The sequence below is a fragment of the Streptomyces melanogenes genome (assembly GCF_014649795.1).
Taxonomy (GTDB): Bacteria; Actinomycetota; Actinomycetes; order Streptomycetales; family Streptomycetaceae; genus Streptomyces; species Streptomyces noboritoensis.
The window spans coordinates 21,280-37,542 of the sequence record NZ_BMTS01000005.1 but is presented as its reverse complement, the minus strand read 5'-3'; the positions used below and the strand labels follow the sequence as shown (position 1 = coordinate 37,542).

At 73.9% G+C, this 16,263-nt stretch carries 9 protein-coding genes; 1 reads left to right on the top strand and 8 read right to left on the bottom strand.

The window, feature by feature from the left end; translation table 11 throughout:
• Positions 1–6 precede the first annotated feature (6 nt).
• The gene (locus tag IE252_RS12530) at positions 7–4,668 is read left to right on the top strand and encodes a coiled-coil domain-containing protein (RefSeq protein ID WP_190089469.1); all 4,662 of its coding nucleotides are present in this window, start codon (positions 7–9) and stop codon (positions 4,666–4,668) included.
• A gap of 31 nt (positions 4,669–4,699) precedes the next feature.
• Here the strand turns inward: IE252_RS12530 and IE252_RS12525 are convergent, their stop codons facing one another.
• The 8 genes from IE252_RS12525 to IE252_RS12490 all read right to left on the bottom strand — a co-directional run bounded on the left by IE252_RS12525 (position 4,700) and on the right by IE252_RS12490 (position 15,928).
• Positions 4,700–6,277, bottom strand: coding sequence for a GMC family oxidoreductase (locus IE252_RS12525; RefSeq protein WP_190089468.1), 1,578 nt, complete (start codon positions 6,275–6,277; stop codon positions 4,700–4,702).
• 19 nt (positions 6,278–6,296) lie between these two features.
• On the bottom strand, positions 6,297–7,892 hold the full coding sequence (locus IE252_RS12520) for an APC family permease (RefSeq protein ID WP_190089467.1): 1,596 nt from the start codon (positions 7,890–7,892) through the stop codon (positions 6,297–6,299).
• A 113-nt stretch (positions 7,893–8,005) separates the two neighbouring features.
• On the bottom strand, positions 8,006–9,475 hold the full coding sequence (locus tag IE252_RS12515; protein WP_190089466.1) for an aldehyde dehydrogenase family protein: 1,470 nt from the start codon (positions 9,473–9,475) through the stop codon (positions 8,006–8,008).
• Positions 9,476–9,579: 104 nt separating this feature from the next.
• The gene (locus IE252_RS12510) at positions 9,580–10,722 is read right to left on the bottom strand and encodes an aromatic ring-hydroxylating oxygenase subunit alpha (RefSeq protein WP_190089465.1); all 1,143 of its coding nucleotides are present in this window, start codon (positions 10,720–10,722) and stop codon (positions 9,580–9,582) included.
• Positions 10,719–11,924, bottom strand: a complete 1,206-nt coding sequence (gene solA, locus IE252_RS12505; RefSeq protein WP_190089464.1) for an N-methyl-L-tryptophan oxidase — start codon at positions 11,922–11,924, stop codon at positions 10,719–10,721. The genes IE252_RS12510 and solA overlap by 4 nt, the downstream gene beginning before the upstream one ends.
• A 68-nt stretch (positions 11,925–11,992) precedes the next feature.
• Positions 11,993–14,458 carry a GcvT family protein gene (locus IE252_RS12500; RefSeq protein ID WP_229848296.1) on the bottom strand — a complete coding sequence of 822 codons (2,466 nt, stop codon included), beginning with the start codon at positions 14,456–14,458 and terminating at the stop codon, positions 11,993–11,995.
• A 165-nt stretch (positions 14,459–14,623) separates the two neighbouring features.
• Positions 14,624–15,427: an IclR family transcriptional regulator gene (locus tag IE252_RS12495; RefSeq protein ID WP_229848295.1), complete on the bottom strand. Its 804-nt coding sequence runs from the start codon at positions 15,425–15,427 to the stop codon at positions 14,624–14,626.
• Positions 15,428–15,445: 18 nt separating this feature from the next.
• Positions 15,446–15,928, bottom strand: a complete 483-nt coding sequence (locus tag IE252_RS12490; RefSeq protein WP_229848293.1) for a hypothetical protein — start codon at positions 15,926–15,928, stop codon at positions 15,446–15,448.
• Positions 15,929–16,263: the final 335 nt, after the last annotated feature.

The following is a 16,263-nucleotide window of genomic DNA, read 5'->3' as shown; positions in this document are numbered from 1 at the left end:
TCCGCCATGTACGAGCTGTCCCGGGTCCGCCTCTACTCCATCGGCCCCGCCGGTGCGCGTTACGCCGACACCGTGCTGGACCTGCGCGGCGTGGGCGCGCCCGTGCCCCACCCGGCGCCCACCCAGGCGGAGTTCTTCGAGGACGAGCCGGTCGGCCCGCCGCGCCGCCCCGCCCCCGCCGGCGTGCTCTTCCTGGAGAACGGCGGTGGCAAGTCCGTCCTGCTCAAGCTGATCTTCTCGGTGATGCTGCCCGGCCACCGCAACACCCTGGGCGGCGCCAGCTCCGGCGTGCTGCGCAAGTTCCTGCTCGCCGACGACTGCGGCCACGTCGCCCTGGAGTGGCAGCACACCCTCACCGGCGAGCTGGTCGTGGTCGGCAAGGTGAGCGAGTGGCGGGGGCGGCAGGTCTCCAACGACCCGAGGAAGTTCGCCGAGGCCTGGTACTCGTTCCGGCCCGGCCCGGGCCTCAGCCTGGACTCGCTGCCGGTCGCCGAGTCCAGCGCGATGCGCCCGGCCGCCGAGGGCGCCTCCGGCGCCCAGGGCAGGCGCCGCACCATGAAGGGCTTCCGCGACGCGGTCACCGAGGCGGGCAAGGCGTATCCGCACCTCGACGTGGTCTGGGAGGAGATCCACGACCGCTGGAACGAGCACCTGGGCGACCTCGGCCTGGACCCCGAACTCTTCCGCTACCAGCGCGAGATGAACGCGGACGAGGGCGAGGCCGCCGGTCTCTTCGCGGTCAAGAAGGACTCCGACTTCACCGACCTGCTGCTGCGCGCCGTCACCGACACCCGGGACACCGACGGCCTCGCGGACCTGGTCGGCGGCTTCGGCAACAAGCTGGGCCGCCGCGCCGAGCTGACCGCCGAGCGCGACTTCACCGCCGGTTCGGTGGACCTGCTCAACAAGATCGTCGAGGCCGCCGAGGCCCGCTCCCGCGCGCGCGACATCCACGCCGGTGCCGAGCGCCGTACGCGTACGCTGGCGCGCAGGCTCTCCGCGCGCGCGGGCCAGGAGCGCGGACGCGCCACCGACCTCGCGGGCTGGGTCACCGCCGCCGCGCACACCGTCACCGAGGCCGAGCAGGCGCGCGGCCGCAGCGCCCTGATCGCCTCCGAACTCGCCTACCGGCACGCCTCGCTGGCGCTCGCCGTCGCCGAGAAGGCCGCCACCGCCCAGCGCCGCGAGCTGGCCGACGCCCGTACGCTGCACTCCGCCTGGCAGGCCGCCGAGGCCGTGCTGCGGCACAAGGCCGCCGCCGACCGCTCCGCGCGCGTGGCCGCGGCCATCCGCGAGGCCGAGCGGGACGCCGCGCCCGCGCTGGCCGCCCGCGCCACCGCCGCCGCCGATCTCGTACGGGCGCTGCACACGGCCGCCGAGGACGGCGAGCGGGTCGCCGCCGAGGAGGAGGAGCGCTCCGCCGCGCTCCAGGAGGCGAGCGAGGCCGCCCACCGCGACGCCACGGCCGCCGCCACCGAGGCGCAGCGCGCCCGCAGCGAGGCCGGGCACCTGCGCCAGCGCCTCGCCGAGGTCGAGCAGGAGACCGCCGAGGCGGTCCGGGCCGGCTGGCTGGACGACAGCGCCCCGGACGCCGACCCGGCCAGGGCCGCGCTCGCCGCCAGCGACGCCGAGAAGACGGCGGTCGCCGCCTGGGACACGGCCCGCGAGAGCGCCCGCGCCACCGCCGACCGCGCCCGCGAGGCCACCGCCGAGCAGGCCCGCGCCGAACTGGCCGCGGCCCGCGCCCAGGACGCGGCCGAGGCCGCAGGGAACGCGTACGACGCGGAGCGCCGCGCCGCCGAGTCGATCGCCGCCGACGAGCGCCTCGCCGAGCTCCTCGGCCTCCCGTCCGCCCCGGCGGCCGGGGTCCCGCTGCCGCGCAAGGCGATGTACGCGGCGGAGGCCGTCCACCACGCGGTGCACGGCACCCCCGCCGCCTTCGGGGCGGACGGCGCGGACACCCCGCTGACCGCCGAGGAGCTGGACCGCCAGGCCGACGAGCTGCGGCAGCTCCTGGACCAGGGCATCGCCTCCGCCGAGCGGCACCTGTTCGAGCTGCGGACCGCCGCCGCCGACGACGCCCGCATCCTCGGCGCCCTCGGCGACGGCGGACTGCTGCCGCCCGGGCCCGACGTCCTCGCCACCGTCGAGTACCTGGGCGAGCACGGCATCCCCGCCCTGCCCGGCTGGCGCTACCTCGCCCAGGCCGTCGACCCGGCCGACCACGCATCGGTCCTCGCGGCCCGCCCCGAGCTGGTCGACGGCGTGGTGATCACCGACCCCGCCTCGCACGTCCGGGCCCGCGAGGCGCTGGCAGGCGCGGCGCTGCTGCCCCGGTCCGCGGTGGCCGTCGGCACCGCCGCCGCGGTGCTCGCGCCGGTTCCCCGGCAGGGCGAGCAGGGCGCGAGTGAGACGGACGTCTTCCTCGTCCCGCCGAACCCGGCCATGCACGACGAGCACGCCGCCGACGAGGAGCGGCAGGCGCTGCGCACCCGCGCCGCCGCCCGAGACGAGGAGATCCGCGCCCTCGCCGCCCGCCTCGCGGGCGACCGGGGGCTCGCCGCGCGGCTCGGCTCCTGGCGCGCCGACTGCCCGCCCGGGATGCTCGACGAGCTCGCCACGGCCGCGCGGGACGCGCGCGCCGCCGCCAAGGCCGCCCTGGAGGAGCTGGCCGAGGCCCGTACGGAACGGGCGGAGGCCGACGAGGCCGCCGCCGAGGCGTCCCGGGTCCGCGACGAGCGCCAGGAGGCCGCCCAGCGCGCCCGCCGCGCCGCCGACGCGCTGGCCGGGCTCGCCTTCCGGCTGCGCGAGCGCGCGGGCTGGCAGAGCACCCTGCGCGAACTCGTCGACGAGGCCGCCGAGTCCGAGGCCCGCGCCCAGTCCCTCCTGGAGCGCGCCCGGGCCGCCGACGAGGACCGCAGGGGCGCCCAGCGCGCCGCCGACGACGCCCACCGCACCGCCCGCGCGCTGCGCGCCGAGCGCGCCGAGATCGCGGGCGCGCCGGAGAACCTGCCGGAGCCGGACGCCGCCGCCCCCAAGGCCGCGCTGCCCGCCCTGCGCGAGGCCTACCGGGCCGCCTCCCAGCTGTACGAGAAGGTCGGCGTCGGCGCCGATCTGCGCGCCGAGCAGGCGCGCGCGGAGAGCGACGAGAGCGCCGCGGTCGCCGAGCTGGACCGGCTCACCAACAAGGTCCGCACCCGAGCCGCCCAGCTCCTGGAGGGCACCGACGGCGCCGACGGCCCGTCCCGGCAGGCCGCCGCGGCCCGCGCCGAATCCCTCGTACAGCTGCTTGAGACCAGGGCGTCGGCGGCGAGCGAGCAGCTCGGGCGGCTGCGCGGCGAGGCCGAGCGGCTGGCCCCCGAGGACGGCGAGGCGCACACCGAGCTGCCCGCCGAGCAGGTCCCCGGCGACGCCGAGCAGGCCCAGGCCCTGCTGCGCACCGCGACGGCCGAACTGGCCGCCCGCACCGCCGAGTTGGAGACCTCGCGCGCCGCGCACGCCGAGCTCCTCCAGGCCCACCGGGCCGCCGAGGACGCGGTCGGCGGCTTCGACGAGACGGCCGCGCTCCTGCGCGACCTGCTCCGCGACCACCAGCAGGAGGAGGACGAGCAGTCGCCCGAGCCGTTCCCCGGCGACCTCGCCGAGGCCCGGCAGTCGGCCGCCGAGGCCCGGCGGTCGCTGCGCGGCTGCGCGGGCGACCTGTCGGGCGCCGAGGCCGCCGTCCGGGAGGCCTCGGACGTCCTGGTCCGGCACGCCAACGCGACCCGGTACGAGCAGGTGCGCACCCCCGCCCGCCAGCAGATCCGGGAGCTGCCCGCCGCCGCGCTGCCCGAGCACGCGGCGTCCTGGGCGGCGGCGTTCGCGCCCCGGCTGCGGGTCCTCACCGACGAGCTGGAGCAGCTGGAGCGCAACCGCGACTCGATCGTGGACCGGCTGCGCGGGCTCGTCGAGTCGGCGCTGACCACGCTGCGCTCGGCCCAGCGGCTCTCGCAGCTGCCGGAGGGGCTCGGCGAGTGGTCGGGGCAGGAGTTCCTGCGGATCCGCTTCGAGGAGCCCGACCAGGCCACGCTCACCGAGCGGCTTGGCGAGGTCATCGACGAGGCGACGCGCGCGGCCCTGAAGAAGAACTCCGACATGCGCCGGGACGGAATGTCCCTGCTGCTGCGGGGAGTTCAGGCCGCCCTTGAGCCGCGCGGCATCGCCGTGGAGATCCTGAAGCCGGACGCGGTGCTGCGCGCCGAGCGCGTCCCGGTCGGGCAGATGGGCGACGTGTTCTCCGGCGGACAGCTGCTCACCGCCGCGATCGCGCTGTACTGCACGATGGCCGCGCTGCGCAGCAACGACCGGGGCCGCGACAAGCACCGCCACGCGGGCACGCTGTTCCTGGACAACCCGATCGGCCGCGCCAACGCCACGTATCTCCTTGAGCTCCAGCGGGCCGTGTCGGACGCGCTCGGCGTCCAGCTCCTGTACACCACGGGCCTGTTCGACACGACGGCGCTCGCGGAGTTCCCGCTGGTCATCCGGTTGCGCAACGACGCGGACCTGCGGGCGGGCCTGAAGTACATCAGCGTCGAGGAGCACCTGCGGCCGGGCCTGCCGAAGGACCCGGACGGGTCGGTGCACGGGGAGATCACGGCCACCAGGATGTTCAAGAAGCCGGCGTGAGCCGGGGGGCGCGCAAGCGCCCCCCGGACCCTCAGCTCGCGTCCGCCTTCATCATGTCCGCGCACTTCTCGCCGATCATCATCGTCGTGATGCACGGGTTGACGGTGACCAGCTCCGGCATCACCGACCCGTCGGCGACGCGCAGTCCGCGGATGCCCTTGACGCGAAGGCGGGCGTCGAGCGGGGCCATCGCGTCGTCGTCGGCGCCCATCTTCACCGTGCACGCCGGGTGGTAGACCGTGTTGTGCGTAGTGCGGATGTACTCGAACAGCTCGTCGTCGGTGCGGACGTCGGGCCCGGGCGCCAGCTCCGCGCCCGCCCAGTCCGCCAGCGCGGGCTGCGCGGCGATCTCCCGGGCGAGCCGCAGTCCGTACGTCATCACCCGCACGTCGTGCTCGTGCGTGAAGTAGCGCGGGTCGACCATCGGCTTGTCGCGGTAGTCGCGGGTGCGCAGCCGGACCGTGCCGCGCGACTTGGCGTGCGTGACGTTGGGCGTCAGACAGAACGCGTTCTCGCTGGTCGGGTAGCCGTGCCGGGCGGTGTTCATGTCGAACGGCACCGACCCGTAGTGGAACATCAGGTCCGGCCGGTCCAGGCCCGGCTCGGTGTCCGCGAAGATCCCGATCTCCCACCACTGGTTGGAGCGGGTCGGCATCGGCCGCTTGGCGTCCCACATGATGACGCCCTCGGGGTGGTCCTGGAGGTTCTCGCCGACGCCGGGGGAGTGCACCAGCGGCTCCACGCCCACCTCGCGCAGATGGTCGGCGGGGCCGATCCCGGAGAGCATCAGCAGCTTGGGCGTGTCGATCGAGCCGCAGCTGACGACGACCTCGCGCCGCGCGGAGACGGTACGGGTGTGCACCAGGTCGGGGTCCAGGTACTCGACGCCGGTGCAGCGCCGGTCCTCGCCGATCACCAGCCGCTTGGCGCGGATCCCGGTCCGTACGGTCAGATTGGGCCGCTTGCCGATGATCGGGTGCAGATACGCGACCGAGGACGACTGGCGGATGTTGTTCTCGTCCGAGTTGATCTGGAACCAGTTGGCGCCTCTGACCACCGTACGGCCGGTGTTGAAGGGCGTGGTGGGGATGCCGTTCTGGGCGCACGCGTCGAGCAGCGCGCTGCCGCACGGGTCCTCGCCCTTGATGGTGCGCAGCTTCACCGGGCCGCTGCGGCCGTGGTGCTCGCCGGGCGCGTCGTTGTTCTCCAGGCGCTGGTAGAGCGGGAAGACGTCCTCGGCGCCCCAGCCCGTACAGCCCTCGGCCGCCCAGCCGTCCAGGTCCTCGGCGGGCGCCCAGAAGGCTATGCAGGAGTTGTGCGAGGAGCAGCCGCCGAGCACCTTGGCGCGCGCGTGGCGCATCATGCTGTTGCCGCGCTCCTGCGGCTCGACCGGGTAGTCCCAGTCGTAGCCCGATTCGAGCAGCCCCATCCAGCGCTCCAGGCGCAGCACGTTGTCGTCGCCGACGTCCGAGGGGCCCGCTTCCAGGACGCACACGGTCACCGAGGGGTCCTCGCTGAGCCGGGCCGCGACAACGTTGCCCGCGGTGCCGCCGCCGACGACGACGTAGTCGAACTCGTCCGGGTGCGTACCGGTGTTGGCCTCGTTCATGATTCCTTCGCTCCTTGCTTCAGCCGGTGGCGGCGGCGGTGGTGCCGGGGGTGGTGGTGGGGTCGGTGTCCTGCTTCTCGGCGGCGTGGTCGGCGAGGACGCCGGTGCGGTGGCGCTGGACGAACCAGTAGTAGGCGAAGCCGCCCACGGTGACGGCGCCGACGAACAGCACGCCGCCCCAGCGCAGGTACCAGTGGTACGGGGCCGCCGCGTTGTAGACGGCGGCGCGCGGCCACAGCAGGTTGACGGTCATGCCCAGGCCCCACAGCACCGCGACGATGTTCACGGGGAGGCCGAAGCGGCCGAGCGAGAAGCGCCCGGGCGCGGGCTGCCAGGTGCCGCGCAGCCTGCGGACCAGCATGGGCATCGTGACCAGCAGATACGCCACGTAGATCATGATGATCGCGATGCTGGTGACGACCGAGAAGATCTGCGGCTGCTTGATGTTGACCAGCAGGATGCCGATGGCGACCAGACCGCAGACCACGGCGGGCGCGATCGGGGTCTGGAAGCGCGGGCTGATCTTGGCGAGCCGACTGCCGCCGGGCAGGTTGTTGTCCCGGGCCATCGCGAACATCAGCCGGATGCCCGCGGTGTGCACGGCGAGCTCGCAGACCACGACCGCGATCACCACGCACCACAGCAGCGCCTGGCCCATGGTGTCGCCCAGCGTGCTCAGGACCACGTACTGGAGCCCGTCCACGGAGAGTTCGGGCGCGCTCAGGTCCGGCGTGGCGAGCAGCGCGCACAGCAGGATGAGGCCGCCGATGACGAACGAGGCGATCAGCGCCCGCAGGATCGCGCGCGGCGCGTTGCGGCTGGGGTCGACCGCCTCCTCACCGAGCGAGGACGCGGTGTCGAAGCCGTACATCACGTACGCGGAGGCGAGCGAGGCGGTGAGGAAGGCGCCGAAGTAGCCCAGGTTCTGGCCGGCGCCGATGCCGTGGGTCTCCACGATGGCGCTGGGGCCGCGGGTGATGTGCGCGGCCAGCAGGATCACCAGGATCACCGCGGCGACCAGCTCGATGAAGACGCCGGCCGTGTTGATCCGGGCCATCAGCTTGACGCCGAACGCGTTGACCAGGGTGGTGAAGAGGACAAGCCCGCAGGCCAGGACGACGGCGTTGGCGGCCGCGTCGTACTTCCCGCTGCCGTCGCCCACGAACTGGAACCACGACGAGATCTGGGGGAGCGTCAGCTGGAGGGCCAGCGCGACGGCGGCCAGCGAGACCATGCTCGCCAGCGTCATCATCCAGCCGGCCAGCCAGCCGACGTGCGGACCGCCCAGGTTCTTGGCCCAGTTGTAGACGGATCCGGCGACCGGGTAGCGGGCGGCCAGCTCGCAGAAGCAGAGCGCGACCATCAGCTGGCCGACGAAGACCAGGGGCCACGACCACCAGTAGGCCGGGCCCCCGAGGCTGACGCCGAAGTAGAACATCTGGAACGTGCCGGTCAGGATCGAGATGTAGCTGATCCCGGCGGCGAAGGTGTGGAAGTTGCCGAGGGTGCGCTTGAGGCCCGGCTTGTACCCGAGTTCGGCGAGCGCGGCGTCATCGGCGTCGGCGCCCGCCCGGGCTGGGGAGGGAGAGGGGGGCGGGGGTGTGGTGGCGGTCATCGGGGATCACTCCTCGTACAGGATCGTGCAGAGGGGAGGGCAGGGACGGGCGTGCGGCGGAACGGTGCGGGCGGCGGCAGTCCAGGGGGAACGGCGCCGCGGGCAGCGGTCGTTCAGTCGAACCAGCGCTGCGGGCGCGGCTCGGTGTTGCGCCAGATGTGCTTGGTCTCCTGGTACTCGGCGAGCCCGGCGAGCCCGAGCTCGCGGCCCGTTCCCGACTGCTTCATCCCGCCCCACTCGGCCTGCGGGACGTACGGGTGGAAGTCGTTGATCCACACGGTGCCCGCGCGCAGCCTGGCGGCGACCCGGCGCGCGCGTGCCTCGTCGCGGGTCCACACCGCTCCGGCCAGGCCGTAGATGGTGTCGTTGGCGAGCGCCAGCGCCTCGTCCTCGTCGCGGAACCGCTCGACGGTCAGCACCGGCCCGAACGACTCGTCCCGGATCACGGACATGTCGGCCGTGCACTCGTCCAGGACGGTCGGCAGGTAGTAGTGGCCGAACGCCAGCGCCGGGTCCTCGGGGCGGGCGCCGCCGCAGCGCAGCACCGCGCCCTCGGCGAGCCCGGCCGCGACGTACGCCTCGACCTTGGCGAGATGGCCCGCCGAGATCAGCGGGCCGGTGCGGGCCTGCTCGTCGAAGGGGCCGCCGAGCCTGATCAGCCGGGCGCGGCGCACCACTTCGTCGACGAAGCGGTCGTGCAGCGAGTCCTCGACCAGCAGCCGCGCGCCCGCCGAGCAGACCTGGCCGGAGTGCAGGAACACGGCGGTCAGGGCGTAGTCGACGGCGGTCTCGAAGTCGGCGTCGGCGAAGACGATGTTGGGGTTCTTGCCGCCCAGTTCCAGTGCGGTGCGCTTGACGGTGGCCGCCGCCGACGCCATCACGCGCCGCCCGGTGGCCAGTCCGCCGGTGAACGACACCAGGTCCACGCGCTCGTCCTCGGTCAGCGGCGCCCCCACGGCGGGGCCGGTGCCGAGGACCAGGTTGGCGACGCCGTCCGGCAGTCCGGCCTCGGTGAGCAGCCGCATCAGCATGATCGCGGTGTGCGGGGTGAGCTCGCTGGGCTTGAGGACGAAGGTGTTGCCCGCGCCGATGGCCGGCGCGACCTTCCACGCCGTCTGCAGCAGCGGGTAGTTCCACGGCGTGATCAGCGCGCAGACGCCCACCGGCTCGGTGACGGTACGGCTGTCGGTGACCGGGTTGCCGGTGTCGACGACCCGGCCGGGCTCCTGGGCCGCGACGAGGTGGCCGAAGTGGCGGAAGCAGTTGGCGATGTCCGCCATGTCGTACTCGGACTCGACCAGGCGCTTGCCGGTGTCCAGGGACTCGGCGCGGGCCAGCGCGGCCGCGTCACGCTCGATGAGGTCGGCGACGCGCAGCAGCAGCGCGGCCCGCTGGGCGGCGGGGGTCCCGGGCCAGGGGCCCCGGTCGAAGGCCTCGCGGGCGGCGGCCAGCGCCGCCGCCGCGTCCTTGGGACCCGCCTCGTCGACCACGGCGACCAGCGAGCCGTCCGCCGGGCAGCGGATCTCGCGGGTCTCCCCGTCGACGGCGGCGCTCCATCGGCCGCCGATGAACAGTTCAGGCATGACGCTCCTTGACTTCCGTCAGTTCCCTCAGCTCCTCGGTCACCGGAGTCGAGTCGGGGCAGCCGTGATCACCTCGGCGCCCCGGGGCGCCGCTACCCAGGTATTCACACTTCAGACATGTGAGGCTTCAGACATGTGAGAACCCACTCATGGAAGGCGCGGATGTGGTGTTCGCTGGGAACCAGCACGCCGCCGCGCCGGTACGCGCGCGAATCCATGGCGGGCTGGGTGCGCTCGCACGCCTCGAAGTCCTGCACGTTGACGCGGTGGAACAGTTCCACGGACCGCGACACGTCGGCGCCGGACGCCACGACCTCCGGTGCGTACAGCCAGTCGCACTCGACGACCGTGCGGTCCACGGCCAGCGGGAACATCCGGTGGACGATCACGTGGTCGGGCACCAGGTTCACGAACACCTGCGGTTTCACGGTGATCGCGTAATAACGGCGGTCCTGCACGTCCGCCAGCCCCGCGAGCCGCCCGAACCCCGCGCCGCCGTCCACGGTGAACCCCTCGGCGCCCCGCGCGAACTCGGCGCCGTGCCCCACGTAGTACTGCGCGGCGAACCCCTTGGCGAACTCCGGGAGTACGTGGGTGAGTTCGGGGTGGATCGTCGCGCAGTGGTAGCACTCCATGAAGTTCTCGACGATCAGCTTCCAGTTGGCGCGCACGTCGTACGAGATCCGGCGGCCCAGGGCCAGTTCCGCGGCCCGGTAGCGCTCCACCGCCGCCGGGTCGCCCAGCCGCTCGGTGGCCGCGCCGACCACCGTGTCCTCGAACGACGGCGGCTCCTCCGCCAGGCACACCCACGCGTAGCCGAGCCACTCGCGCAGCGCGACCCGCAGCAGCCCGCGCTCCTCGCGGTCCACGTCCGGCATCCGCGCCAGGTTCGGCGCGGCGACGAGTCTGCCCTCCAGGTCGTACGTCCAGGCGTGGTACGGGCACTGGAGGGTGCGCCGGACCGTGCCGCTCTCCTCGGCGCACACCCGGGCGCCCCGGTGCCGGCAGACGTTGAGGAACGCCCGCAGCGCGCCCTCGCGGGTCCGCACCACCAGCACGTTCTCGCGGCCCACCTGGACCGTGCGGAAGGCGCCGGGCCGGTCGAGGTCGGCGGCGCGCACCGCGCAGCACCAGAGCGTTTCGAAGATCCGCTCCTGCTCCTGGGCGAAGACCGCAGGGTCGCAGTAGAACCGGCCGGGCAGGGTCTCCAGCAGGCTCGGGGTGCGTCCGGCGGCCCCGGCGGTCATCGCGCGCCGCCACGGGCGCTCGCGGGGGCCGTGGTGCCCGCCTCCGCCCCCGCACCGAATCTGAGCGGGTCGAACAGCTCGATGGGATGGGCCGTCGTGCCGTCGAGCGCCAGGTCGGCGAGGATCTCGCCGACCACCGGCACGAACTTGAAGCCGTGCCCCGAGAAACCGCAGGCCACGGTGGCGGTCGCGGGGTGCGCCGGGTGCCGCGCGATCACGAAGTGCTCGTCCGGCGTGGTCGAGTACATGCAGGTCACGGCCCGCAGGAACGTTCCCGGCAGGGTCGGGGTCACCCGGCGCATGGCCGCCGCCATCTCCTCGGCCTCGGCCGCCGTCACCGTACGGTCGATGGTGGCGGGCGTGCAGGGCGCGCCGTTCTTGCGGAAGAACGCGACCTTGACGCCGCCCGAGGGCCCGTCGATGGCCGGGAACCCGTACACCTGGACCCCGTCCGCCTCCTCCCACACGAAGACCGGCTGGCGCTCCGGGAGGAACGGCTTGGTGCCGCCCTCGGGCCCGAACCAGTACATGACCTGCCGCTCGATACGGATCGGCACCCCGAGGTCCGCGAGCAGCTCCGGTGCCCAGGCGCCCGGGCAGATCACCAGCTGGCCCGCCGTGTAGCTGTTCTCGGGCGTGTGGACGCGGACCCCGCGCCCGCCCGGCAGCTCCTCCCAGCGGGTCGCCGGCTCCTCGAAGTGGAGGTCGGCGCCCGCCTTGGTGGCGAGCTGGAGGTGGGCGGCCACCGTGGTCTCCGGGCGCAGCAGCCCGGCCCGCGCCTCGTGGAGCGCCACCTCGTCGTCGAGCGGGTTGAGTGTCGGGAAGCGGCGGCGGATCTCGCGGGCGTCCAGCATCTCGTGCGGCAGGTCCCACTGCCGGGCCGAGCGCACCGCGCCCGCGACCGTGCGGCAGTCGGGGCGGCCCACCATCATCCCGCCGCACAGCAGCGCGATCTCGCGCCCCGAGTCCCGCTCGATCCGGTCGTACAGCTCGTACGCCCGCAGCAGCAGCGGCACGTACGCCGGGTCCTCGAAGTAGGACTGCCGGGTGATCCGCGAGCCGCCGTGGCTGGAGCCGTGCGCGTGCACCGGGCCGAACCGCTCCAGGCCGAGGACCCGCACGCCGCGCGCGGCGAGGTGCTGGGCGGCGGCCGAGCCCATGCCGCCGAGGCCGAGGACGATCACGTCGTACGTCGGAGCCATGCTTCCTCCCGGAGGGGTCGGTGCCCGGCCGGGCCCGTCTCGTGCCGCCGTGCGCCGCAGGGCGTCGGTCAACGCAGCAGGTGGGCCATTCGCGGGTCGAACAGCGGCTCTTCGGCGACGGTCGCGGGGACCTTCTCGCCGAAGTACTCGACATGGACCGGAGTGCCCGGCGCCAGGACGGGCAGCCAGGCGTACGCGACGCACCGGCCGATCGTGTAGCCGTACGCGGCACTGGTGACGTAACCGGCGGGCACGCCGTCGACGAGCACCGGCTCACTGCCGAGGACCACCGCGGAACGGGAGTCCAGGGTCAGACAGGTGAGCCTGCGGGTCACCGCCGAAGGGTCGCCGAGCGCCGCGCGTCCCATGAACTCGCCCTTGCCGGGCCGGACCGCGAAGCCGAGCCCCGCCTCGTACGGGGTGTGCTCGGCCGTCATGTCGCGGCCCCAGGCGCGGTAGCCCTTCTCCAGGCGCAGCGACTCGAAGGCGCTGCGGCCCGCCGCGACCACGTCGAGCCGCTGCCCGGCCTCCCAGAGGGTGTCCCACAGCCGCAGCCCGAGGTCCGCGCTCGTGTACAGCTCCCAGCCCAGCTCGCCCACGTAGCTCAGCCGCAGCGCGGTGACCGGGACGTTCCCGACGACCGTCTCCTTCGCCCGGAAGTAGCCGAACGCGGGGTGTGAGAAGTCGTCGCGGGTCAGGGGCCGCACCAGCTCGCGGGCGAGCGGGCCCCAGACGCCGACGCAGCAGGTGCCGGAGGTGATGTCCCGGACGGTCACGGAGTCCGGCGCGTGCGCGAGCAGCCAGTCCAGGTCGGCGGGGGAGTTGGCGCCCACCTGGAAGCGGTCCGGGGCGAGCCGCGCCACGGTCAGATCGGACCGGATCCCGCCCGCCGCGTCCAGCAGCAGCGTGTACGTCACCGAACCCGGCTTCTTCTCCAGCTGGTTGGTCGTCATCCGCTGGAGGAACGCCAGGGCGGCGCGCCCGGTCACCTCCAGGCGCCGCAGCGGGGTCATGTCGTACAGCGCGACCCGCTCGCGCGTCGCCTTCGCCTCCGCCGCCGCGATCGGCGACCAGTACCGCGCCGACCAGGCGTCCCGCACGGGAATGTGCAGCCCGTCCACCAGGGGCGCGTTCGTCTCGTACCAGTGCGGGCGCTCCCAGCCGCCGCCCTCCAGGAAGTACGCCCCGAGCTCGCGCTGGCGTCCGTGGAAGGGGCTGGTCCGCAGCGGGCGCGGGCGCTCCATCGGCTGGAGCGGATGGACCACGTCGTACACCTCGACGAAGCTCCGGGCCGATCGCTCCTCGATGTACGGGGGCGTGAGCTGCACGTCCTCGAAGCGCCGGACGTCGCAGGCGTGCACGTCGAGCGAGGGGCGGCTGTCCGTCATCCATTCGGCGACCGCTCTGGCCGCTCCCGCCGAGTGCGTCACCCACACCGCCTCGGCCAGCCAGAACCCGCGCAGCTCCCGGGACTCGCCGAGCAGCGGCATGCCGTCGGGCGTGAAGGAGAAGACGCCGTTGAACCCGTGTGCGACCGAGCTGTACGCGAGCTCGGGCAGCAGCGCCGTGGCGTCCGCCCAGCTCGGCGCGAAGTCCTGTGGGGTGAAGGCGAGCGAGGAGGGCATCACGGGTGCGTCGTCGTACGCCGGGACCGCGAACGGGTCCACCGGCAGCGGCCGGTGCGCGTACGAGCCGATGCCCAGCCGGGCCCCGTCCGCGTCGGTGTGCGCCCGGAAGTACAGGTCGCGGTCCTGGTGGCGCAGGATCGGCAGGGCGGCCGCCGCCCGTGCGGTGAGCCCGGCCAGCGGGGCGGTCGTCGCGTACTGGTGGGCGAGCGGCAGCAGCGGCACGCTCACCCCGGCCATCCGTCCGATCACCGGGCCCCAGAAACCGGCCGCCGAGACCACCGCGTCGGCCGGGAAGCGGCCCCGGTCGGTGACGACGGCGGTCACGCGGCCGTCCTCCCGCTCGATGTCCGTGACCGTGTGCCGCGCCAGGAAGCGGGCGCCCCGGGCCTGGGCGCGGGCCTGCAGCGCCCGGGAGGCGAGCACCGCGTCGGCGAGTCCGTCGTCGGGCGTGTGGAAGCCGCCGAGGACCTTCTCCCCGTCGAGCGGCGGCCACAGCGCCCGGCACTGGTGCGCGGTGAGCAGCTCGCCCCGCACTCCCCAGGCGGCCGCGAGGCCCACCTTGCGGTGCAGATCGGCCCAGCGCTCCGGGGTGGTGGCCACCTCAAGGCCGCCGACCGCCCGGAAACAGGGCTCGCCGTCCACGCTCAGCCCTCGGAGCGTGTCCACCGTGTACGCCGCGAACGCCGTCATCGTCCTGGAGGCGTTGGTCCGGAAGACCAGACCCGGCGCGTGCGAGCTGGATCCGCCCGGTGCGGGCAGCGGCCCCTGCTCCACCACGGTGACGTGCGACCAGCCGCGTGCGGTGAGCTCGTCGGCGAGCGCACAGCCCACGATCCCGGCGCCGATGACGACGACGCGCGCGTGGGCGGGGTCGGGTGCGGGGGCGGTGCGGATCTCGTGAGACACGGCCTCACCCTCCTGTTGCGCAGAGCACTACCGGTTGCGCGATGTGAGACATGGTGGGGACGGCCCAGGAGAGCGTCAAGAGGGTCGGACCGGACGTCGGCGGAGGGCTCCAGGACCTGAACATGCCTGGCCAGAACCGAATGTGACGTACGGTCAGCGCCGCTGTTACCCGGGATGCCCCATGCGACGAGAGAGGTCCCGGGCGGCCTCCAGGACGCGCTCGGCGACCTCCGGGAGTGACTCACGCGGCATCCGGTACGCCGGGCCCGAGACGCCGATCGCGCCGATCACCGCGCCGTCGTGGCCGCGCACCACCACCCCCAGGGCGTTGAGCCCGTCCTCCAGCTCCTCGGCCGTCTGCGCGTACCCCCGCTCGACCACCCGCGCCAACTCGGCGCGGAGCACGGCCGGATCCGTGAGGGTGTGCGCGGTGAAGCGCGCCAGCCCCTGGGCGAGCAGTGCCTCGCGGCGCTCCTCGGGGAGGTGGGCGAGCAGCGCCTTGCCGCTCGCGGTCGCGTGCAGCGGGGTGCGCCGGCCCAGCCAGTTGAACGCCGTGACGGCCGCCGCCCCGCGCGCCTGCATGATGTTGACGGCCGCGTCGCCGTCGAGCACGGCGACGTTGGCGGTCTCGCCCGTGAGGTCCGCGAGCGCGCGGCAGACCGGCACGCCCTCCTGCGAGATGTCGAGCCGCACGGCCGCGGCACCGGCCAGACGCAGCATCCCCGCGCCCAGGAAGTACTTCCCCCGTTCCTTCTCCTGGCCGACCAGGCCACGGTTCTCCAGCGCCCCGAGCAGCCGGAACGCGGTCGACTTGTGCACCCCCAACTCATCGGCGATCTCGGTGACTCCGGCCTCGCCGAGCCGGGCCAGCGCCTCCAGGACGCTGACCGCGCGGTCGACCGACCGCAGTGCCCCGGCGCCGCCGCGGCGTCTGCCCACGGCCGCGTCCGGCTCCTGCACCTCACCCACCGGCACTCCCTCGGGCCGCTATGCCCGGGAGAGGCTGCCCGTCTCGCCCGTGCCTATTCGGCCGGTCCCCGACCGCTCGGCCGCCCGGGCCGCGCGCCGCACCCGGCGCCGCTCCCGGCGCAGTTGGCGCGCGGTGCTGCTCGGCACCGACACGACGCCGTTGCGCTGGTTCCACACCTGGCGGGTCACCCACACGTCCAGCACCGCCCAGGTCGCCACCACCGTGCTCGCCACGCTGCTCAGCACCATCGGGAAGGCCAGCCAGGAACCCGCCACCGTGCACAGGAACGCGATCACCGCCTGGATCAGCGTGACCGCGACGATCAGCACCGAGCGCACCGCCGCGTCCCTGATCGGGTCGGGCAGCCGCGGCCGGATCGCGGGCTCCTCCACCCACAGCGGCGGCAGTTCACCCCCGCCGCGCCCGCCTCCGCCGTGCCCGCTGTCGTCATGCCTGCCGTCCGCGCGCGAGCCCTCGGCCGCCCCACGGTCCGCACTCATGCCTTCAGTGCCCATGGATACTCACTCCCCACCACCGGCGCATCGATGCCTGCCGATGCGCACGGGTCCGTACATCCCCGTCACAACCCCCGTACAGAAGGACGAACGGAACTCCCCGAAGATTCCCCGGATTTGCGTGGAAGGCAGAATTCCAGCCATCCGGGTCCGGACGGGAACCACCGGCCCTACGGGTGTCCTCGGCCACACCCTGGAGGTGATCTCACGTAATACCAGGACAACCCATGATCAACTCCCTTGAGGGCGGCCGAAAATCGTCCGGACGTGCCTTCGAGTTGTCTGTGTGGCAGTAGTAGGCTCACGCCGTTTGTTGACGG